The 21119-nt window shown below is 59.7% G+C and carries 24 protein-coding genes; 23 read left to right on the top strand and 1 reads right to left on the bottom strand.

The window, feature by feature from the left end; genetic code table 11:
- Positions 1 to 22 precede the first annotated feature (22 nt).
- From PspS04_RS09725 to PspS04_RS09640, 18 genes are all read left to right on the top strand, one after another.
- Positions 23 to 769, top strand: a complete 747-nt coding sequence (locus PspS04_RS09725) for a DUF5983 family protein (RefSeq protein ID WP_159994856.1) — start codon at positions 23 to 25, stop codon at positions 767 to 769.
- Positions 770 to 875: 106 nt separating this feature from the next.
- Complete coding sequence (gene pilL2 / locus PspS04_RS09720; RefSeq protein ID WP_159994854.1) at positions 876 to 1418, top strand: PFGI-1 class ICE element type IV pilus protein PilL2; 543 nt, start codon at positions 876 to 878, stop codon at positions 1416 to 1418.
- Positions 1415 to 2086: a chemotaxis protein gene (locus PspS04_RS09715; RefSeq protein ID WP_159994852.1), complete on the top strand. Its 672-nt coding sequence runs from the start codon at positions 1415 to 1417 to the stop codon at positions 2084 to 2086. Before pilL2 ends, PspS04_RS09715 begins: the two co-directional genes overlap by 4 nt.
- Positions 2087 to 2095: 9 nt before the next feature.
- Positions 2096 to 2815 carry a TIGR03759 family integrating conjugative element protein gene (locus PspS04_RS09710; protein ID WP_159994850.1) on the top strand — a complete coding sequence of 240 codons (720 nt, stop codon included), beginning with the start codon at positions 2096 to 2098 and terminating at the stop codon, positions 2813 to 2815.
- A complete protein-coding gene (locus PspS04_RS09705; RefSeq protein ID WP_159994848.1) occupies positions 2797 to 3345 on the top strand; it encodes a lytic transglycosylase in 549 nt (182 codons plus the stop codon). Before PspS04_RS09710 ends, PspS04_RS09705 begins: the two co-directional genes overlap by 19 nt.
- Entirely contained in the window at positions 3342 to 3857 is a 516-nt protein-coding gene (locus PspS04_RS09700; RefSeq protein ID WP_159994846.1) for an integrating conjugative element protein, read from the top strand. Before PspS04_RS09705 ends, PspS04_RS09700 begins: the two co-directional genes overlap by 4 nt.
- A 9-nt stretch (positions 3858 to 3866) precedes the next feature.
- Positions 3867 to 6026, top strand: a complete 2160-nt coding sequence (traD, locus tag PspS04_RS09695) for a type IV conjugative transfer system coupling protein TraD (RefSeq protein WP_159994844.1) — start codon at positions 3867 to 3869, stop codon at positions 6024 to 6026.
- 40 nt (positions 6027 to 6066) lie between these two features.
- The gene (locus tag PspS04_RS09690) at positions 6067 to 6795 is read left to right on the top strand and encodes a TIGR03747 family integrating conjugative element membrane protein (RefSeq protein ID WP_159998768.1); all 729 of its coding nucleotides are present in this window, start codon (positions 6067 to 6069) and stop codon (positions 6793 to 6795) included.
- 138 nt (positions 6796 to 6933) lie between these two features.
- Positions 6934 to 7914, top strand: a complete 981-nt coding sequence (locus PspS04_RS09685; protein WP_159994842.1) for an integrase domain-containing protein — start codon at positions 6934 to 6936, stop codon at positions 7912 to 7914.
- Positions 7915 to 8613: 699 nt separating this feature from the next.
- Positions 8614 to 8946 (top strand): integrative conjugative element protein, RAQPRD family, encoded by a 333-nt coding sequence (locus PspS04_RS09680; protein WP_159994840.1) that lies wholly within the window; start codon positions 8614 to 8616, stop codon positions 8944 to 8946.
- Positions 8943 to 9182 carry a TIGR03758 family integrating conjugative element protein gene (locus PspS04_RS09675; RefSeq protein WP_069551357.1) on the top strand — a complete coding sequence of 80 codons (240 nt, stop codon included), beginning with the start codon at positions 8943 to 8945 and terminating at the stop codon, positions 9180 to 9182. Before PspS04_RS09680 ends, PspS04_RS09675 begins: the two co-directional genes overlap by 4 nt.
- Before the next feature lie 17 nt (positions 9183 to 9199).
- Positions 9200 to 9571, top strand: coding sequence for a TIGR03745 family integrating conjugative element membrane protein (locus tag PspS04_RS09670; RefSeq protein WP_069551356.1), 372 nt, complete (start codon positions 9200 to 9202; stop codon positions 9569 to 9571).
- 7 nt (positions 9572 to 9578) lie between these two features.
- Positions 9579 to 9992: a TIGR03750 family conjugal transfer protein gene (locus PspS04_RS09665; RefSeq protein WP_159994838.1), complete on the top strand. Its 414-nt coding sequence runs from the start codon at positions 9579 to 9581 to the stop codon at positions 9990 to 9992.
- On the top strand, positions 9989 to 10630 hold the full coding sequence (locus PspS04_RS09660; RefSeq protein ID WP_069551354.1) for a PFL_4703 family integrating conjugative element protein: 642 nt from the start codon (positions 9989 to 9991) through the stop codon (positions 10628 to 10630). Before PspS04_RS09665 ends, PspS04_RS09660 begins: the two co-directional genes overlap by 4 nt.
- Positions 10627 to 11436, top strand: a complete 810-nt coding sequence (locus PspS04_RS09655; RefSeq protein ID WP_159994836.1) for a TIGR03749 family integrating conjugative element protein — start codon at positions 10627 to 10629, stop codon at positions 11434 to 11436. The genes PspS04_RS09660 and PspS04_RS09655 overlap by 4 nt, the downstream gene beginning before the upstream one ends.
- Positions 11426 to 12943 (top strand): TIGR03752 family integrating conjugative element protein, encoded by a 1518-nt coding sequence (locus PspS04_RS09650; RefSeq protein WP_159994834.1) that lies wholly within the window; start codon positions 11426 to 11428, stop codon positions 12941 to 12943. The genes PspS04_RS09655 and PspS04_RS09650 overlap by 11 nt, the downstream gene beginning before the upstream one ends.
- Positions 12906 to 13322, top strand: coding sequence for a TIGR03751 family conjugal transfer lipoprotein (locus PspS04_RS09645; protein ID WP_159994832.1), 417 nt, complete (start codon positions 12906 to 12908; stop codon positions 13320 to 13322). The genes PspS04_RS09650 and PspS04_RS09645 overlap by 38 nt, the downstream gene beginning before the upstream one ends.
- Positions 13322 to 16075 carry a conjugative transfer ATPase gene (locus tag PspS04_RS09640; protein WP_159994830.1) on the top strand — a complete coding sequence of 918 codons (2754 nt, stop codon included), beginning with the start codon at positions 13322 to 13324 and terminating at the stop codon, positions 16073 to 16075. Before PspS04_RS09645 ends, PspS04_RS09640 begins: the two co-directional genes overlap by 1 nt.
- Before the next feature lie 41 nt (positions 16076 to 16116).
- Here PspS04_RS09640 and PspS04_RS09635 read toward each other — a convergent pair whose 3' ends face one another.
- A complete protein-coding gene (locus tag PspS04_RS09635) occupies positions 16117 to 16374 on the bottom strand; it encodes a LasR-specific antiactivator QslA (RefSeq protein WP_034128270.1) in 258 nt (85 codons plus the stop codon).
- Positions 16375 to 16541: 167 nt separating this feature from the next.
- Here PspS04_RS09635 and PspS04_RS09630 point away from each other — a divergent pair, with 167 nt between their 5' ends.
- The 5 genes from PspS04_RS09630 to PspS04_RS09610 all read left to right on the top strand — a co-directional run bounded on the left by PspS04_RS09630 (position 16542) and on the right by PspS04_RS09610 (position 21117).
- Complete coding sequence (locus tag PspS04_RS09630) at positions 16542 to 16796, top strand: helix-turn-helix domain-containing protein (RefSeq protein WP_159994828.1); 255 nt, start codon at positions 16542 to 16544, stop codon at positions 16794 to 16796.
- A gap of 105 nt (positions 16797 to 16901) precedes the next feature.
- Entirely contained in the window at positions 16902 to 17858 is a 957-nt protein-coding gene (locus PspS04_RS09625; RefSeq protein WP_159994826.1) for a TIGR03756 family integrating conjugative element protein, read from the top strand.
- Positions 17855 to 19237: an integrating conjugative element protein gene (locus PspS04_RS09620; RefSeq protein WP_074844871.1), complete on the top strand. Its 1383-nt coding sequence runs from the start codon at positions 17855 to 17857 to the stop codon at positions 19235 to 19237. The genes PspS04_RS09625 and PspS04_RS09620 overlap by 4 nt, the downstream gene beginning before the upstream one ends.
- Before the next feature lie 4 nt (positions 19238 to 19241).
- Entirely contained in the window at positions 19242 to 19550 is a 309-nt protein-coding gene (locus PspS04_RS09615; protein ID WP_074844868.1) for a hypothetical protein, read from the top strand.
- Positions 19551 to 19560: 10 nt separating this feature from the next.
- Positions 19561 to 21117, top strand: a complete 1557-nt coding sequence (locus PspS04_RS09610) for a conjugal transfer protein TraG N-terminal domain-containing protein (protein ID WP_159994824.1) — start codon at positions 19561 to 19563, stop codon at positions 21115 to 21117.
- Positions 21118 to 21119 lie beyond the last annotated feature (2 nt).

The following is a 21119-nucleotide window of genomic DNA, read 5'->3' as shown; positions in this document are numbered from 1 at the left end:
ATTTTCATTCTGGAGAACCTTCATGAACCCCACATACCAAGCTGCAGCCCTGCTGGCGGCCTCAAACCCATTTGCTCGCAGTTACGACAACCTTCATATCGAACGGCTGCTACTGATCACCTACGAAGACGACTGCCCTCCCTGCTTTCGACCAGTGCATGATGCACAAGCCCATCTGTCCGACGACGAGCTGGAACTGTTCCCCTGCCTGTTCAATGACGATTTCGCCGTGATCAGCGAAGGCCACTCCATTCCGGTTAATTTGGATGAACGCTGTCAGTCCAGCGGGCTAGTGCGCCAAGTGATCTACGCTGTGATGGGCGAAATGCTCAACGAGCGGCATCACCTCGGTGATCTGTACTCCCTGGAAAAGGCCCAAGCCATGGTCCATCACTTGAGCTTCGAAACAGGACACTACAGTCGAGTCTGGGAAATCAGTACCGCGCACCTTCCCGAAGAAGCGGTGCTTTATCTGCAGGAGTGGGTCAGTCACTTCGTTCCGAGGCAAACCGGCCTCTTGTTCGAGCTTTTTACGCTGCCAGATTGCTGCGGTATCGGTTGCAAACTGATCGGCACGCCATGGACGGACGAGAACTTGCTGAACATTGAGGGCAATCGTTATTCGAGCTTGAGACAAGAACAACTCGACGCAGGCACACCGGAAACTTTGGTCAACGTACTGTATTTGGCGGCATTGGCGGATGTGCGATTGTTGATCTTCGACCCCGACGCTGCCGTCTTGGTTGGGCTCGCCATTTTCGATGAATAGCAACGTGTTCAGCGTTAACACGACCCACCTTGAATCAACTTTCTCACGGAATCGCTCCTTCACCTCATGTCAGGTTCTGCACTGAATCTGACATGAGGTTTCTTCCATGGAGCGTTTTTTCACACCTGTCTGCCTGCTGGGTTTGTTGAGCGCCTGCACCGCGCAAATCCCCAACCCTTTGCCGACCAATCCAGAGATCGACAGTGGCTCCAATCGGGCCCAGCACTCGAGGGGCATAGCCGAAGAAAGCCATCCGGCAGAGCTTCGTTATGGCCGCTACACGCTGGTCAGCACCGAGCCCACCACGGAACAACGCGATCTTCTTGCCCAAATCATTGACGTGAGCATCCCGTCCAGCCTGAACCCTTCTGTGCTGGATGCATTGCAGTACGTATTGCAGCGTTCAGGCTATTCGCTCTGCCCCGTTACCGCGTCCGTGAGGGTGCTGTTTACTCGGCCCCTGCCCGCAGCCCATTACCGGCTCGGCCCGATCTCTTTGCGCCGCGCGCTGCAAGTGCTGGCTGGCCCCGCCTGGCAACTCACGACCGACGAAGTCAGCCGTTCGGTCTGCTTCGAACAGCAGAAAACGGAGGCCGGCGTCGCGCTGATCACACCCGTCTCGCCCCATCTGTTGGAGGCACGCCCATGAGAGCCTCGACGTTTCAAACCCTCATTATTGGGCTGCTTTGCTTGGCGGTCGCCGGCCTGAGCGGTGGTTTGTATAACCAGTATCAACGCGTGGCCGAACTGCAGAGCACGAACACGCAATACCGACAAACCCTGGACACCCTGCAACATGATTCAAGCGCCCTCAAGGACGCCCAGGAGAAGCTGCAGTACGCGCTGAAAGACCTGAAGCAGATGGTCGATACTGGTGAGCAACAGGCCAATACCCTCGATCCGATGTTGGATCAGTGGGCGCAAGAGATACAGGAACTGCGTGATGGTCTCGCAGCCCGCGCCACCCAGGCAGACCTGACAGCGCTGCGCGCACGCATTGAACAGGTCGAGCAGCAGCTCCTGGACCTCAGGACCAAGCCATTCCCTCCACCGCCGACGCCTTCTGCGACCAAACCGAAAAAGACCGCTCGCCCCAAACCCAACCCGCTCTCGCCACCGTTTTCAGTATTGAGTGTCGAGTCCCGCGGGGGTGAGCGCTTTCTGGCGGTCGCACCTCATGACAGTCGCTCGCTCACGGATGTCCGGCTGCTACATAGCGGTGAGCAGCAAGGGGCTTGGCGCCTGAAAATACTGGAGCCGAACTCAGCCATCTTCGCGGTGGCCGCTCAGCCAGATCAGACCGTGCACCTCCCTTGAGTAGTGATCATGAACAGAGCGCTACTGCCCACCGTTGTCTGTCTCGCTTCGCTACTGGCCATGGGCGCTGCGGTGGGCAACCCCGTCGCGACACAGTCACGGATCCAGGACACGCAGTCCGCTCCCCTGGGGCGCTCTGACTCTGAACAGGCGGCAAGCTGGGGGCTGACGGAGCAGGAGTGGACGCGCTTCGAACAGATCCAAGCCGGTCCACGCGGTTTCTGGAGCCCGAACCTCGATCCGTTGACCGCACTTGGGGTTGAGGCCCAGACCGACCAAGAGCGCCAGCGCTATGCCGAATTACAGGTGGCGCTGGAAGCCAAACGCGCCGAGCGCGAGTTGGCCTACCAAAACGCTTACACCGCAGCCTGGGCCAAGCTGTTTCCCGGGCTGCTGCCGATCCAGGGCATGGCATCCCCGCCCCCTACCAGCTCAGCGGCCGCGTCGCGCCAGGCTCTATTTGTGGAGGACCACTGCCCAGCGTGCACCGCCGAAGCGCAGCGTCTGCAAAGCAGCGACACGGTGTTCGATATCTACCTAGTGGGCAGCCAAGGCGAGGATGAACGCGTCCGTAGCTGGGCTCGGCAAGCCGACATCGAGCCGGCCAAGGTTCAACGCCGGCAAATCACCCTGAACCATGACCGTGGTCGCTGGTTCAGCCTGGGTGCCTCGGGGTCGTTGCCCGCCACATTTCAACAGGTGAATGGACAATGGCAACGTCTCGACTGAGTGGTATTGCGCTCATGCTGACAATGCTCGCCGTCCAGGCTGACGAACTTCCGCCTCCTGCCTACCAACTGGCGGCGCATGACGCCGACATCCCTTCTACGGTGCTGTTCGCGATTGCCCTGCAGGAGAGTGGTACCCGCGTCCGTGGTCGACTGCTGCCCTGGCCTTGGACCCTGAACATCGCCGGAACACCCTACCGCTTCGCCACTCGCCAGGCCGCCTGTCACGCCTTGCTTCAGGCACTCGCCCGACATGACGCCAAGCGGGTCGATGCCGGTCTCGGGCAAACCAACCTGGGTTATCACGGACAACGTTTTTCCAGCCCTTGCGAAGCCCTTGATCCCTACCGAAATCTCGCGGTGACCGCCGAGCTGTTGCAGGAGCATCACGCTACCACCGGTGATTGGGTTTTGGCTGCCGGACGCTATCACCGCCCGGCGGGAGGAGCGCCAGCCGCACGTTACCGCGCAGGTTTTTCCCGGCAACTCGAACGACTGCTGATTGCCTTCAAACAGGACACACCAACATGAAGCGAATGCCACTTACATGCTACTTCATCTTGCTCTTGGCACCTTTCGCGCAGCCGGAGTTGACCGTAGCCGGGGATCAGCCTAGCGACTTCACCCGCCCCCATTTTCAGGTTGCCAGGCCGCTAATAAACAATAAGATCCAGCCTGATCGGGCCATGCATGCGGACCTGTCCACGTTTGCCGATGAAGCCTGGATACTACCCGTCCGCAGCTCTCAGTTGAGCCCCGGCAAAATCACGCCTCGCGCCCTGAGCATGCCTGGTTTGCGGCCATTTTTCCTGGTCGGTGACGATCCCCAGTCGCTGACTTGGCTGCGTCAACGCGCTGCTGAACTGCAGGAAATGGGCGCGGCTGGCCTCGCCGTCGAAGTGGCCGATAATGAAGCCCTGGCCCGGATTCGAGCAGCCGCTCCGGGCATTACCATCCTGCCGGTCAACGGCAACGACATCGCCACCCGCCTGCAGATTGAGCACTATCCCGTCTTGATCACTGCCACCTCACTGGAACAGTGAGTCCAGGTCATGGCCGAGCATGCGATGGAGTCCAAGCTCCGGCCAGCGGTGGAGCTGTACACCGTAGCGATCTGCATCGCTGCCGCGGTGTTGTGCGTGTACTCGCCCTGGGCTGTGGCCCTGTCACCCGAGATCGGTCTGGTTGCGGCGCTGGCCTATGCCCTGTTCGGCCTAATCCGGCTGCGACAAGCCTGGGAGGTGCTGCGTTATCGGCGCAATATCCGTCGGCTGCCCCGCTACGAACTGACCAGCCGACAGATTCCAGTCAGCCGTAAGCGTTTGTTTATGGGGCGCGGCTTTCGCTGGACCCGCCTGCACACCCAGCGCCTGGTCGAAGCCCAGGATCCGGCGGTCGCCCACTATGTCGACCAACCGACCTGTTACCGGCTGGCACGTGAACTCGAACGCCGCCTGGAGCATGCACCGTTTCCGCTCTCGTCACTGGCGCGTGTCACGGCCTGGGACAGCGCCTTCAATCCGTTGCGCCCTTTGCCCCCGGTCGGTGGTTCGCCGCTGTTGCATGGGGTCGAACCCAACGAAACGGAAGTCAGCCTGCCGCTGGGCGAACGGGTCGGACACACCCTGGTGCTGGGCACGACCCGTGTCGGCAAAACGCGACTCGCCGAGGTGTACATCACCCAGGACATACACCGCGTTGAACACGAGGTAGTGATTGTCTTCGATCCGAAGGGCGATGCCGACCTGCTCAAGCGCATGTACGTCGAAGCCAAACGTGCCGGTAGGGAGAAGGAGTTTTATGTCTTCCATCTGGGCTGGCCAGAAATCTCGGCCCGCTACAACGCCGTGGGACGTTTCGGTCGTATCTCGGAAGTGGCGTCACGCATCGCCGGGCAGCTTAGCGGTGAAGGTAACTCTGCGGCTTTTCGCGAGTTCGCCTGGCGTTTCGTCAACATCATCGCCCGAGCGCTGATCGAGCTAGGCCGACGTCCAGACTACCTGCAGATCCAACGGCATGTGGTCAACATCGACGCACTGTTCATCGAATACGCCCAGCAGTTTTTCGCCAAAACTGACCCGAAGGCGTGGGAAGTGATCGTCCAGCTTGAAGGCAAACTCACCGAGAAAAACATTCCCCGGCATATGATCGGGCGCGAAAAGCGCGTGGTGGCGATCGAGCAGTACCTAGCGGTGAAGCGGGTATTTGATCCGGTAATGGATGGACTGCGTTCGGCGGTGCGATATGACCGTACTTACTTCGACAAAATCGTTGCCTCCCTACTGCCGCTGCTGGAGAAACTCACCACCGGCAAGACCTCCCAACTGCTGGCCCCCAACTACACCGACCTGAATGACCCACGACCGATCTTCGATTGGATACAGATCATCCGTAAGCGCGGCATCGTCTACGTCGGCCTCGATGCACTGACCGATGCCGAGGTCGCCGCTGCCGTGGGCAACTCCATGTTCGCCGATCTGGTCTCGGTCGCCGGACACATCTACAAGCATGGCATCGACCATGGCTTGCCTACCGCTGGCAGCAGCGCCGACAAGCTACCGATCAACCTGCACGCCGATGAGTTCAACGAGTTGATGGGCGATGAATTCATTCCGCTGATCAACAAGGGCGGCGGTGCCGGTATCCAAGTCACGGCTTACACCCAAACCCTCAGCGATATTGAGGCACGCATCGGCAACCGGGCCAAAGCCGGCCAGGTCATCGGTAACTTCAACACCCTGCAGATGCTCCGGGTGCGCGAAACCGCCACCGCGGAACTGCTCACCCAACAATTGCCCAAGATCAACGTGCTGACGAAAACCCTGGTCTCGGGGGCCACCGATACCTCCGACCCGGAGGCCAACACGGACTTCACTTCGTCCTCCCAAGATCGGGTCAGCAGCACCTGCGTGCCCCTGATCGAGCCGGCTCACATCGTCAGCTTGCCCAAGGGGCAAATGTTCTCCTTCCAGGTGGGCGGGCAGCTCTGGAAAGTCCGTATGCCACTGCCCAGGCCCTCTCCCGACGATGCGATGCCCAAGGATCTGCAGGAGCTCACCCAGCGGATGCGCACCAGCTACAACGAACAGGCGGGTCACTGGTGGAGTGCAAGTGGCGGCGGCCCGACGCTCGACTTCGATCCAGATCGGGTTACGCCTCCACGCACTTCTTCAGCGGTGGATGCAAGTGTTCCTGCTCAGGAGGCCCCATGACGCCGTCGGCCCTGCTGTGCATCTCGCGGAGTCAAGAAGGATGACTTCAGCTCAGAACCCTCCACCGCAACCCATCCAGCGCCCAGGGCTAATCGTCTCGGCGATTAACCTGGTCCTGCACGTCATCGGTTTGCTGATCGCCTCGTTGCTGTTCTCGATTCTGATCGAGTGGGCCGGTCTGCTGCTGTTCTGGGGTGATCAAGGCTGGCGACACAGTCAGGCGATGCTGAGTCGCGAACTGGGCTGGCTCAGTGAGCACTTCACATCCTCACTGATTATCCAACAGCCTGGACAGACGATTGTCCAGTGGCTGGCTTTCCTCCAGCAGTGGTTACTGGTCAAGACCGGTTTTACGGATTTCGCCCAGCAGGCGCGGGCGTCGAGCCAGGACAACGGCTTCTGGAGCGAGCTCAATCAGCTGTATGTGAGCATCGAGGATTTTGTACTGGCGGCGGTGTATGTCACTTTCACTTTCGTGGTGCGTCTGACCATTCTGGTCTTGGCGACCCCCCTGCTTTTGCTGGCCATGCTCACCGGCTTCATCGATGGTTTGATGCGCCGCGACCTGCGTAAATTCGGCGCTGGGCGCGAAAGCAGCTTTGTCTATCATCGGGCCAAGCGAGCGGTCATCCCACTGCTGATCGTGCCCTGGATCCTTTACCTGTCCCTACCCTTTTCGCTCAACCCAATGGCGGTACTTCTGCCTTGCGCCGTGATGCTCGGGGTCGCCATGGCCATCACGACGGCGACATTCAAAAAATATCTCTGAGTGCGACACAAATGCTTATCCGCGGAAGTGTTCAGGAGGTTAGCTCATGAGAGGCCCAAGCTCCCGGTCGTAAGGAGCCGCCAGTCCCGCGTTAGTGGACAACCCTCACAGGTGTTTGGCTTCGAGAGGAGTTTGATCATGGCATTGGTTGGTAGACGAGATGGGCGCAATTTTGGCTATGGCCGACAACTGAGTTATGCCGGACCGCAAGCCTTGCGCGATCTTTTTGGCGGCGGGCATTACGCCACGGTCAAGGCGCACAGTGATCGCTGGCAGGCGTTTGTCCGCTGGTGTCGTTCGGAGGATGGGCCGGGGTTTAACGATGCGCGACAGATAGATCGGCAGACCTTGCTGGACTACGCAGGGCATCTGCGCCAACAAGTTGAACAAGGTGCTATCGGCATCGCCACCGCACAAAACCGGTTGTCCAGCGTGAACCGGACTATGGCGGCGCTTCGCGGCGATCAGTCTGTGGCGGTGCCGAGCCCGAGTAAGGCCTTGGGAATGCGGCGTACCAGTGTTCGTCGCTCGACGCCGCAAGGCCAAGACCATGAGCAGGTGACGCGGATCGTTGACGCGCTCTGCGAACACCAAATGCCGCGCGCGGCGGCTATCGTTCAGTTGGCGCGAGCCACCGGCATGCGCTTGCGCGAGGCCATTTTGGCCGATCTACCGCGCCTAAAACATGAGACCGAACACTGCGGCAAAATCAACATCCGAGATGGCATCCAAGGTGGCCGCTCACGTGCGTCGGCGCTTCGTTGGATCACGGTAAATGATCCTATTCATGAAGCGCTGAAATTTGCCGAACAGGTTTCGCCCAACGGTAGCCGCAACCTGCTTGCACCGAACGAACGCTATGTCGATTTACAACGGCAAATCGTCCGCCCCGCACGAGAGATCCTCCACTCGCACAACCTCAAAGGCTTCCACGAACTTCGGGTCGCCTATGCGTGCGAGCGCTATGAGCAGATCACTCATCATCTCGCGCCCATCAACGGTGGCCGTTGCTACCAACTCGACCGACGCCTAGATCAGGATGCCCGAGTGCAAATCAGCTACGAGTTGGGACTCGGCCGTATCGACCTGTTATCGACTTACATTGGTAGTCGAACATGAGCAAGCCATTCGATATGGCGCTGTTCCTACTGCTCGCGAACGTAGTCCGGCATGATCGGACCAGTAGGTACGTGTGAACTGTGCTGGTGGATCTTTGGGAATGGCATGGTCTCTTCCTCTGGACCACTACATGTGGTGTCGATCGCAAGTCAGCTCCGTGGCAATAACGCCAAAGACTCTTTTGCGGAACCAGTTCGCTCACAGCGCCGTCAGCCTCTTATGTTCGTCAGAGATAGCCATATCACTTTCCATATCAATTCTTGTGGTGTTCGATGCAGGCCGTTTTGCTATCAAAATCTACTTACTACCCGTCAGTATAAAAGGAATCCGTAACTGTCCAGCGAGCGGCACAAAGGCGTTATCTTGGCCATTATTCAGCATGTGCCCGGCGCACTGCACGTCCGTTTTTTGTGACAGACAAACGAGTCGGCAGCGAGGATTTCGGCCATCCGTTCTACTCCGAGGCAGCCTTGCTGGGTGTCCTTACGAAACGGATACCGTCACCAACGAAACTCATCGAGAGTGGAATTTCCCTAGAGCCTCAACCACTCTCTCCATCAAAGATCGAAGGACCACATAGCTGTAAGTAAACATCTCCAGTACCTCCCCAGAAAAAGCGATTCATTAGACCTCAGGTTTCTTACGGAATAATTCGACCTTTGACTTGATTCTGCTCCCAGCTCCATATGGGACAGCATCATGCCGATTACCGTCTTTCGCTGCTTACTACTCTCGCTGGCTATCGTTCACGGCAGCAGCTATGCCGCCTCGGCTCATGAGCAGGATCAACTCAGCCTTATCCAGCGGCAACTCGACACCATCGAACGCCTTGCGACACGAGCTGAGGCAGCCAGCACGGCTGAACCAGTCGAGCGCTATCGCTTCGACTATCTCCGTCTGTCTAAGGACATCCAACGTATTCGCCAGGGGGTGCAGGGCTATATGTCCCCCTCTCGCGCTCAACCCCGCGATGCTACTGAATTGGTCGGCGATTACCGTCTGGACGCACTGCCCGCGGAGCCGTCGCCATGAGCATGACTGACGCTCAGAGCTCCGCTTTTCAAAACGCCTCCGGCTTTTCGGCGCAAAGCAGTTCGACACTGTGGCTGTCCCTGGTTCTCGTCCTGGCTTTGCTTTGGTGTACCTGGGTGATGTGGACGGCTTACCGGGGATGGGCGACAGGCAGTGTGCGCTTCGGCTTCTTCGGTGGCAGCACTGCACGCGTGTTGCTCGCGTTGTTGGTTCTGATGTTCTTCACCCTTTCCTAAACCAGGAGATCGCCGTCATGCTCAAGTGCCTTGTCCCCCTGAAAAACAACCTGCGTGATCGTGCGAACCTGCGCTTGATCGGTCTGTTGCTGGTGCTCGGTCCAAGCCTGGCTTTTGCCGAACTCCCGACCATGGAAGCCCCTTCGCGTGGCGAAGGATCTGGTTTGATCGAGACGATCAAAAACTACGCCTACGACGGCGGCATCCTGCTGGGTCTGCTGATCGCCCTGCTCGCCTTTCTCGGTGTGGCCTGGCATTCGCTGACCGTCTATGCCGACGTGCAGAACCAGCGCAAGACCTGGAAGGACTTGGGTGCTGTAGTCGGCATCGGTGCCCTGTTGGTGGTGATCATCATCTGGTTTTTGACCAAGGCGGCCGCGATTCTGTGAGGTTGGCATGAACGACACTATCGAACGCCTGGCCGACGGCACCTTGGTCTTTCTCCCAGAGCGACTCAATCGTGATCCCGCCGTATTGCGCGGGTTGACCAATGATGAGATGTGGGTAGCACTCGGCACCGGCGCCGTCATTGGCCTACTGCTGGGCGTTCCTCTAGCGATTGCCACCGCTTCCATTGCCGTAGCGCCGACCGGCATGATCGCATGCATGGCGCTGGTGCTATTTGCCGGTGGCACGCTACTGCGCCGGGCCAAACGGGCTCGCCCCGAGACCTGGTTGTACCGCAAACTCGAATGGGTACTCGCCAGCCGTTGGCACTTGGGGCGCGGAAGTTTGATTCTCCACTCCGGCGCCTGGACGGTTCGCCGTTCGCGTCGACTGCGCCCTGCCCTGTCCCGGTGGCAGCCATGAGCCGATTTCGAAACAAGGTCGATGCCCAACGGGCCCATATCTTCAGCCTGCGTCTGGCGGTAATGATCCTTGCCCTGGTCTGTGCCGGGCTCTGGTACGGCTGGCGTTCGGCACCGACCGATCTGACCGTGCATGTACCCCCAGATCTGCGCTCGGGCAGCACGCGCAAGTGGTGGGATATCCCCTCAGAGAATGTCTATGCCTTTGCACTGTACATCTTTGGCCAGCTCAACCGCTGGCCCTCGGATGGCGAGAAGGATTATCGTCGCGCCATCTATGGCTTGCAGTCCTACCTGACACCCGCCTGCAAGGCCTTCCTCGACGGTGATTATGAGTACCGCAAGGCCGCAGGCGAACTGCGTCAGCGAGTGCGTGGCGTCTACGAAATTCTGGGCCGAGGCTACAGCGAGGATCCTGAACTCCGGGTCAAGCAACTCGACCGTGACAGCTGGCTGGTCAAGCTCGACCTCAACGCCGATGAATATTACGCCGCTGAACCGGTGAAACGGGTGGTGGTGCGCTATCCATTGCGCGTGGTGCGTTTTGACCTGGATCCCGAGCGCAACAAGTGGGGGCTGGCACTGGATTGCTATCAGGGCACTCCGCAAAAAATCTCCCTGCCTGGAGGTGAACCATGAAGCGGATGTCTACCCTGGGACTCACCGTCGTACTGATGCTATGGGGAGCAGCACAAGCCGTCGAACTGATCCGCTGGGAACGCCTCCCCCTCGCGGTTCCGCTGGTGATCAATCAGGAACGAGTGGTCTTTGTCGATGAGGATGTTCGAGTCGGCGTGCCCTCAACCCTGACGGGTAAGCTGCGCGTGCAATCAACCGGCGGCACGCTGTACCTGCGCGCATCGGAAGCCATTGCCCCGACCCGACTGCAACTGCAATCGGTCGCGACGGGCGAGATCATCCTCCTGGATATCGCGGCCACGCCTGGCGATCAACCGCTGGAGCCCGTGCGCATTCTCAAGAATGTTCAGATGCAGGCTACGGAGGCTGAAACCAGCGCCGTACCTGTTCCAGCACGTACGCCGATCCCGGTCGCGTTGACACGCTACGCCGCGCAAAGCCTGTACGCGCCGCTGCGCACCGTGGAGTCCCTGCCCGGTGTACGCCGCGTCCCGCTCAAGCTGCGCACCGAACTGCCGACCCTGCTGCCGACCGAAAACGTGTCCAGCACACCCATCGCCGCCTGGCGACTCGGTGATTACTGGGTGACGGCGGTGAAGTTGCGCAATCGTGGTTCAGCGAGGGTGCAACTCGATCCGCGTCGGCTGCAGGCCACGCTGTTCGCCGCGGCTTTCCAGCATGCTTTCCTCGGACCGGTCGGCAGTGCTGAAGACACCACGATCGCCTACCTCGTCACTCGCGGTGCCGGCCTCGAACACGCCGTGCCGCTCCCGCCCATTGCACGAGGTGCTGACGATGAAAGCTAACGCCTTGCTCAAATGGCTGGTGCCGGCTGCACTGCTGGGCGTGGTGTTGATTATTCTGAAAAGCTGGGTCGCGGGGAGTAGCACGCCCTCTCCAGAGAACCCGGTTGATCAGGGCAACCTTCAGTTATCCGTCGAGCAAGCCAAGTCGCTCGGCATTGCGGGCGATACCCCACGCGACACGGTCGCCACCCTGGTCGGCCAGGTGAAAGCCATGCGCAGCGACATGCTCGGTTTGAAGAAACACAACGATTCGTTGCAAACGGAGAACAACCGCCTGCGGGAGCGGGAAAACAGTGTTGATTCGCGTATCCAGACAGCGCTAGGTAGTGTGACCCAGCAGGTCGACGAAGGCCGCCGACAAGCCAACGAGGCCAGACTCAAAGCGGAACAAGACAGTCACCAGGCTCGCGGTCTGCTGACGCAATTGCAGAACCAATTGTCGGGGCTGACCGGCAAAGGCAAGGACATGCCGATCGGACTGGGGCTTGAGCCGGGCGATGGCGCGCAGTTCGAAGGCCTGCATCCTGCTGTTGATGCGCTGCAGTGGATTGAACCCTCGGATGCTCCGTCCACCAACGCCCGAGGCAAAACCAAGACTTCCTCCGCACTGAGTCTGCCTACCGCCTTCAACTCACTGGAAGACTTGAAAGATAACGCCATTGATCGCAGCCAGAAACAGCTACGGGCGGTCACCCAGGGTGAGCGTGGCCTGACGCGATCCCTTGATCGTACCGAAGGCGCGAAGCCGGTCTACACCATTCCTGAAAACGCCACGCTGATGGGCTCGGTCGCCATGACCGCGCTGATCGGCCGAGTCCCGGTGGACGGCACCGTGAATGATCCCTATCCCTTCAAGGTGCTGGTCGGCCCCGAGAACCTAACCGCCAACGGCATCGACCTGCCGGACGTTGCGGGGGCCGTAATGAGCGGCACGGCGTCCGGTGACTGGACCCTGTCCTGCGTACGCGGACAGGTCGAGTCGATCACTTTCGTATTCACAGACGGCACCATCCGCACGGTGCCTCAGCCGAAGGCAGTAGCCAGCCGCAACGCCTCCACCACCCAGAGTTCGAACACCGACAAGATCCGTGGTGGACTCGGTTACCTGTCCGATCCGTATGGCATCCCGTGCATTGCCGGTGAGCGCCGCTCGAACGCCCAGCAGTACCTCGGTAGCCAGAGTCTGGTCACGGCGGCTGGCGCCGGTGTCGCTGCCTTGCTCGGAGATGAGCAGAGCAATAGCAGCGTGATCAGTTCGGGCGGAAGTACGCTCGGAGTCACCAGCAGCAATGGCAATAGCGCGCTGAATGCAATTCTCAGCGGTGGGGTCAGCGACATCCGCGAGTGGATCAACAAATTGTATGGCGAGGCCTTTGCGGCCGTGTACGTGCCACCGGCCGCCCAAGTCGCACTGCACCTCGACCATGAGATCACCATCGACTACGAGCCCAAGGGCCGGAGCGTTCGCCATGAAAAAGACCAAGCTTCTCTGCCTTACCTGGATTAGTTTGCTCTGCTGGGGTCTGGCGGGGTGCTCCACCGACAAGGAGACGCTGCTGCCCCATGGCGAGCAAACCATGCTGGAAATCTGGAACGGTGCTGGTTCGCAAGGCACTCAGCAGCAACTGCTGGATGCTCGGCAGCAGTTACGCCGCCCGCTGGCTCAGGCAGATGTCTCCGCGGCTCTCCAGGAACCGTACACGCGCACAGCGGCGAATGAGATCCGCAACCTGTTCCCTCGCCTGCCCAGCCCCGATCTGGTGCTGTACGTGTATCCGCATTTGAGTGGTACCGAGCAGGCACCAGTTCCGGGTTACTCGACCGTATTTCCGTTCTACCAACGGGTGCAGTACGCGTTACCGGGTGAACGTCAGGAAGACTTGTAGTGCGTACCAGCGATGCGGGCAACCGCACTCCTGCGCGGAAAGCCTGGCGCCACCCATTGCGCCCTCGCGCCACCTTGGCCGATGAAGCCGCGCTCTATGCGCACAACCCCAGCTTCACCGATCACCTGCCGTGGGTCGAATACCTCGACACCAAGCAGTGTTTTTTGCTCGATGACAATCGCTCGGTGGGCGCGGTGTTCGAGTTGCTGCCCATCGGCACCGAAGGGCGCGAACCCGATTGGTTGATGGCCGCCCGCGATGCCCTCGAGGATGCCCTGCAGGATAGCTTTGACGAGCGGGACCAAGCGCCGTGGGTGGCGCAGTTTTTCTGTCAGGACGACAACGACTTCACCCCCTACCTGACCCGGCTCACCGATTATATCCAGGACAGCGCGCGAGGCACGGTCTTCACCGAGGCGTATTTGGAGCTCAGCCGCCGTCATCTGAAGGCCATCGCCAAGCCCGGTGGTCTGTTTGAGGATAAGGTGGTGACGCGCCTGCCCTGGCGCGGCAATAACCGTCGGGTGCGACTGGTGGTCTATCGCTGGCTTGAGTCTGACGCTGAGGAGACAGGACTCACCCCGGTGCAATCCCTGCATCAGGCTTGCGAACGTATTGCGGCTTCGTTGCAGGCATGCGGGGTGCAAACAACGCGAGTCGATGGCCGAGGTCTGTATGCCTGGTTAGTGCCGTGGTTCAATCCGGCACCCACGCTCACTGATGAAGCGCCCGAGGATTTCTACCGCCGCGTGGCCTATCCGGAGCCGAGCGATGGTGAGTCGCTGGAGCTGCCCTTCGATCATGACTTTGCCGAGCGCCTATTTTTCAATGAGCCGCGTTCGGATGTACAGCGTGGACTCTGGTACTTCGACGATCAGCCCCATCGGGTGATGGTCGTGGACAAGCTACGACGCGCACCGCTGATTGGTCAGCTAACCGGCGAAACCCACAAGGGCGACGCGGTGAATGCCCTGTTCGATCAGGTACCCGAAGGCACGGTGATGAGTTTGACCTTGGTGGTCAAACCGCAGGATGTGCTCGAGGACCAGTTAAACCGCCTGGCGCGCAAAGCCATCGGTGAAAACCTGGCCTCGACCCAGACCCGTCAGGATGTCGAAGAGGCTCGCGCGATCATCGGTCGCCAGCACAAGCTGTACCGCGGCACGCTGGCGTTCTACGTGCGCGGTCACGATGAGCAGCAATTGCACCTGCGCTCGGTCAGCCTGGCCAACGCGCTGCTGGGTGTGGGGCTGCAACCGGTACGCGAAGGCGATGAAGTTGCCGCCTGCAACAGTTACCTGCGTTGGTTACCGATGGCGTACAACCCGGCCCGCGACACACGCAACTGGTACACGCGCCTGATGTTCGCCCAGCACCTGGCGAACCTGGTTCCAGTCTGGGGCCGCAGCACAGGTACCGATCACCCAGGTATCACCCTGTTCAATCGTGGTGGTTCGCCGTTGAGCTTCGACCCGTTATCACGACTGGACCGGGCCATGAACGGTCATCTGCTGTTGTTCGGCCCGACTGGTGCCGGCAAGTCAGCCACCCTGGTCACCCTGCTGATGCAAATCATGGCCGTGTACCGCCCTCGCGTGTTTATCGTCGAGGCCGGTAATTCGTTTGGTTTGCAGGGTGACTACTTCGCGACACAAGGTCTCTCGGTCAACAAGGTCCAATTGAAACCTGGCGCCCCGGTCAGCCTCGCGCCCTTTGTCGATGCCTGGCGTCTGGTTGAGCAGCCGGATCAGGTGGCAACTCTGTCGATCGATGAGCTGGACGATGAGGCGGTAGCCAGTCGCGAGGACCAGCGCGATGTTCTCGGCGAACTGGAAATCACCGCCCGACTGATGATCACCGGCGGCGAGGCCAAGGAAGAAGCCCGCCTTAGTCGAGCCGATCGCAGCTTGATCCGCGAGTGCATTCTCTATGCGGCGCAAACCTGCGTCACCGCGGGCCGTCAGGTGCTGACCCGCGACGTGCGCGACGCCTTGCTGCGCGTCGCCGCAGACCCGCACTTGCCGGAGAAGCGTCGCGAGCGTGCCCAGGAAATGGGCGAGTCCATCGACCTGTTTTGCCAGGGTTTCGAGGGTGAACTGTTCGATCGCGAGGGCACGCCTTGGCCCGAGAGCGATGTGACCATTGTCGACCTGGCCACCTATGCTCGTGAAGGTTACGAAGCCCAGATGTCCATCAGCTACATCAGCCTGATGAACACCGTGAACAATCTCGCCGAGCGCGATCAGTACCTGGGCCGACCGATCATCATGGTCACCGACGAGGGCCATATCATCACCAAGAACCCGTTGCTGGCACCGTTCGTGGTCAAGGGCACGAAGATGTGGCGCAAGCTTGGCGCCTGGTTCTGGCTCGCCACGCAGAACCTTGCCGACTTCCCCACTGCCGCGCAGACCATGCTCAACATGATCGAGTGGTGGATTTGTTTGAACATGCCGCCCGCGGAAATCGAAGAAATCGCACGGTTCAAGAAACTCACGCCGGCACAGAAAGCCTTGTTGCTCTCCGCCAGCAAGGAGCCGGGAAAATACACTGAGGGGGTCGTGCTATCGAAGAAGCTCGAAACGCTGTTTCGGGCCGTGCCGCCAAGTCTTTATCTCGCCCTGGCCATGACGGAGCCCGAGGAAAAAGCCGAGCGCTGGACACTGATGCAGGAGAATGGCTGCTCTGAGTTGGAAGCGGCGTATCGGGTAGCTCAACGGATCGATAGAGCGCGAGGAATAGAACCCGCATAGGGGAATCTATTCAGGCCTTTCGCTCTAAAGCGAGTGATCGGTTATTGCGGTACGCCCCGGAGCCGCTGCTGAATCCTCAACAAGAATCCGGCTTCGAAGGCATCCTGGCAGTCACCGACAGGAAAGGTCTTGCGGGTTTGTGCCAGCTCCCACCACAGGGGAATCTCGCCGGGCGTATCAAGCCAAGCCTGAGCACATTGCACGCCACGTTCGATCATCGAGGCAAACTCGTTGCTCCATGGTGTCAGAAGACTTGGGCAACCATCCGCCGCAGGAATTGAAATGTAGTTTTCGTCCATACACACCCTAGATGTCTGATTTATTGTTAGACGCGGAGTACAGCCTCGAAAATCCTAACGAAGCCAAATGAAAGCTCGATAACAGGCATGAGCATCAAATAGCCTAGATATGCCAATGTAGACTATATCCCGTGGATTGAGAGTCCCTCAAGGCGCAATTTGCGCGCATGACTCAAGACTACGAACAGCTTCGTCTGCAGCTGGCGGAAAACATCCGCTTGATGCGACGCGTGAAAAACCTTACCCAAGAGCAGTTGGCGCTCATGGCCGAGGTGGATCGCACCTACGTCAGTCAAATCGAACGATGCACGGGCAATCCGTCGCTGATGGTCCTGTGCAAACTCGCCAATATTCTCGAAATCACCACAGATCAGCTACTTGCAGAACCCGATACTCTGCGCAGCGCCCTTCACGTCAAATAATAGTCTCACGGCTCACAAATCCGATAGATCCGCCTTCATAATTTCCACTGACAGTCTTCAGTCTGTAATCGAACCTGCCCAGGCCATACACCGAGAGCCTGGATCATGCCTGTTGCCTGCTCGTCAATCTCGCCCACAAAGCTACGGCCCCTGGCGCTGAGTATCCTGCTGGCGTGCGGCCCAAGCGTGGCGCTGGACACCGCCAGCATCACGTCCTCCGTGCTTTCGCAAAACTGCCTCGACTACAGGGTCGTCGGCATTTGTTTCTGGCTGTTCTGCACCCCCTTCGGCTGCACAGTCAAAACCTCGACCAAGGTTCGTCATTTCATTCCTGAACTGGTGGTCTCGAGCTACGCCAACACCGGCAACAACCCCTGGACCGAGATGGCTGCCCTCTCCGCTCCCATCAGCGGCGCGGAGGGTGGCGGCAACCTGATCACCCCGAACACCCGCCGCGACAACCTGCCCCGCTTCAAGAACGTCGACGGTATCGGCCACCCCGGTGGCAGGATCGCCACGCAACTGGCTTCGCAATCAGGCTACGCCTGCGCCAGCGGCGCAACTGCATTCATGCCTTACTTCCTGAGTACCCTGGACTCACTGGCCTGGCGCGATGGCATCCCGGAAGGTTTCTACCCCGAGTCGCTCATGCCGGGGCTCCGTGAAATCGGTAGTCAGGCCTCGGGAAACATGTGGGGCAACGTTTATCCCCGGCAGGGTTTTCTGGTACAGCCTGACGACTTCAAAGCCGCCGCAGTCATGGCGCAACGGGCCGGCGATGTCATCACCCGTAACGGGCAACCGCATGTGTATGTACCACTCACGCCGGCCAAACGCGACGGTTACTGGCCGCCGGGCCCGATTATTGAAAACGACACCTCAACCCACAAATGGCAGTTGCTCTACCCCCAGGTTCAGCCCACGTGCGCCATCTTCCCCAGCGATCCGGTCCAGAGCGCGGATGGCGGCTATGCCTGGTCGCTGTGGCGTCCTTATAGCTGCTGTAAACGCGAGGGGCAGACCTTCCTGTTCAGCATCGACTTCGAAGGCGGTGCGTCATGAGTCGACTTCGTGCGCAATCATGGTTTGGTCTGGCAAATTTGTTGATCTACGGGCTGCTCGCCATGGCCACGCATGCCCACGCCGCCGAGGGCGATTACCGCCTGGGCACTCAAGGCGAAGTGCTCGATGACCGAGTGATGTACACCATTGGTGGCGGCTCGGCAGTGGGCTCACCGAGCTCGCTCTACCGACCCAGTGGTCTCGGTGTCGGCGGGTCCTGGCGAGCGAACATGATGTGCGGAAACATGAGCCTCACCAACACCCTGCAAAACCAGCTAAACGGTGCCACCGAAGGTTTCCAGCAGATTATGGGCAGCATCGTGCAGAACGCGACCCAAGCGGTGATGTCACTGCCGGCGTTGATCATCCAGCGCGCCAACCCCGGTCTCTATGAGTTGCTGAGTAACGGGGTGATGCAGGGGCGTATCGACTTCGACCGCTCCAAGCTGACCTGCCAGGCCATGGCCGAGAAGATGGCGGACAAGGTCGGTCAGGCCGGCTGGGGCGCGCTGGCTAAGAACCAGGAAATGCAGGGTAATCTGGAGCAAACCGGCGGTGATGCGGTGGCCGCAGTGAAAAACACCGAGGCGCGTAACGGCAACAATGGAGTGTCCTGGGTCGGCGGTTCGAAGGCCGGAGGTAACGGACAGACGCCCATTCGGGTGACCGCCGACGTGGTCCGCGCAGGCTATAACCTGCTGCATAACCGGTCGGTGGATGACGGTGCGTCGATCAGTAGCAACGACTGCCTGGGTGGGGCTATCTGCCAGACTTGGGCCTCGCCGCAAGAGGAATCCGAATGGGCCGTTCGCGTGTTGGGCGAGAGCGAAGTCTCGACCTGCGATAGCTGCGAAACCCTGCGTGCGACCGCTGGCAGCGGATTGACGCCACTGATCCAGGAGGCCTATAACGAGCGCCTCAAGGCCTTGCAAGAGCTGCTGTCTGGCTCGCTGCCGCCTACCCCTGACAACCTGGTGAAAGCCTCCAGCCCGATGCTGCCGGTGACCCGGGGTGTGATCGAAGCGCTGCGCGACGATCCCGACCAGGATCTACTGACACGGCGCCTGGCCAGTGAGACAGCCCTGTCCAGCGTGCTCGACAAGGCGCTATTGCTACTGCGCACTCTGCTGGCGGGCAGCCACGAACCGAACATCGCTTCCGCCGAACCGGCCCAAACCGCCTTGACGAAAAACATCGACGCTCTGGAGCGCGAAATTCGTCTGCTGCAGACCGAACTGCAGGTCCGGCAGATGCTGGCCACCAATACCGCCAGCTTGGTGCTCGATCGGCATGCAGGGGGTGCCGACGCATCACGCACCGTCGAACAAGGTGATCCCGAGCCCCGCCGACTCAATGACGCCGACGCCAGGCGCAAGTGAAGCCATGAAACGCTCACGGCTGTTCACTCTGCTTTCAGGTCTGGGAATTGCCGCGGCGATGATCCTCACCGCCGCATTGGTCGCCTGGATCGGCCGCATTGCGTTGGGTAGTTTCGAGGCCTGGCAGCAGGTATTCGAATCCGTACGACCCTATCTGCGGGGGTGGCGTGCCCTGCTCTACGGCGCCCTCTTCGCGCTCTGGTGGGGTCTGCTTCGGCGCTACCGACATCGACCACAGGATCGACTGCGCGTGAAACGCATCGGGACATTAGGGCTCGTGCTCATTACCTGCGTCGAACTCACCCGACTGTGAGGTCACCACCATGCTCATGAGCACCAACAGCTACCTGGAGTTTTACCTCTCCCTACTGGCCTGGATCATCAACAACGGCCTCTGGAGCGTCCTGTCCGACACCGGACTGTTCGCCGCGCCCTTTGGTGCAATCATCCTGCAAGAATGGCTATCGGCCCGTCAGCAAGGTGCGGATGAAGGTAACAAGGGACAGCTCTCGGTGCCGCGGATCGAAAACCGGTTGTGGCTGGCCTACATCGTTGTGTTGTTCGGCTGCGCGCCGGTCTTTCCGTTGAGCCTCTCGTCAATGACGCTCGATGATGCGGCGAGTCAGCGCTGCGGCGTAAGTGTGGCCAAGCCAGCGGAAACCGCCTGGGGGACGACCTTCAATACCATCGGCGAACGCTCCGCCAACGTACCGACCTGGTGGTTTCTAGTGCATGCCTTGAGCAAAGGGGTAACCGCCGCAGCCACCGCCTCCATTCCCTGCGCACCGGATATTCGGCAGATGCGCATGGAGATCGACAGCTCGCGTATCAACAGCCAGGTACTGCTGCAGGAAGTCGCCGACTTCACCCGCGACTGTTATGGCTATTCCCGTTCTCGGTTGTTTACCAATCGCCCGCAACTGGACAAGGAACAAAGTCACGACGCGTCCTGGATCGGCTCAAGCTATCTTCTCGACACGCCCGGCTACTACGACACGGATCGTTCACGCACACCGCGAATCAGTTGGCCGTATGACGAAAGCCGCGATGTTTCCTTGCCGCGCCTGGAGAATGGCGCGGGCTACCCCACTTGCAAGCAGTGGTGGAGCGACAGCGGTGTTGGCTTGCGCGAGCGGTTGATCCAGCAGGTTGATCCCTCGCTGCTGACTCAGCTGAAAGGTTGGTTGACTGGCCGTTCGAGCAACGAGATCGAAGATGCCACCCTGCGCGAACTGATCAGCCCGCGCCAGCAAACGATGTCCATGTCACCTGGACAGGTGTACCAGGACTATGGCTCTAGCGCTCGTGGCGGCTCAATCAATCAGGGGCTCAATAACCTCGCCACCAATACCGGGTTGGCCCTCGGCTCCTTCAGCAACTTCCCAGCGATGAATGCGCTACGCGCCGCTCTGCCAATGGTGCAGGCCTTCCTCATCATGGGCGTCATCATCAGCTTGCCGCTGATCCTGCTGGTCAGTACCTATCAGCTGAAGACCGTCATGACGGTGACGTTCGCGCTGTTCACGCTGCACATGCTGAGTTTCTGGTGGGAACTGGCCCGCTGGGTCGACTCCAGCATGCTCGATACCTTGTACAACCAAGTTTCGGCGTCCAATCAAGTGTTGTTATCGCTACCCACATCCGGGTTTATGGATGGGACGGTCACGGCGCAGGTAATTGAGTATGTGATGGGGGCGATGTTCATCGTGCTGCCAATGGTCTTTCTAGCAGCAATGAGTTGGGCCGGATATAGCGTAGGTTCCGGCGTAGAAGGAATGCTCAGCAGGGGAACCCAGGCTGCACAGACAGCGAGCGCTAACGGGACCTCTCAGTTGATGAGCGGTGCAAGAGTTGTTTCGGGTAAATGGGGCTCAAAATAACC

The organism is Pseudomonas sp. S04, assembly GCF_009834545.1.
In the GTDB taxonomy this organism is placed as follows: domain Bacteria; phylum Pseudomonadota; class Gammaproteobacteria; order Pseudomonadales; family Pseudomonadaceae; genus Aquipseudomonas.
Note: the sequence above shows the minus strand (reverse complement) of the source record. Positions and strands in the feature narration are given on the sequence as shown.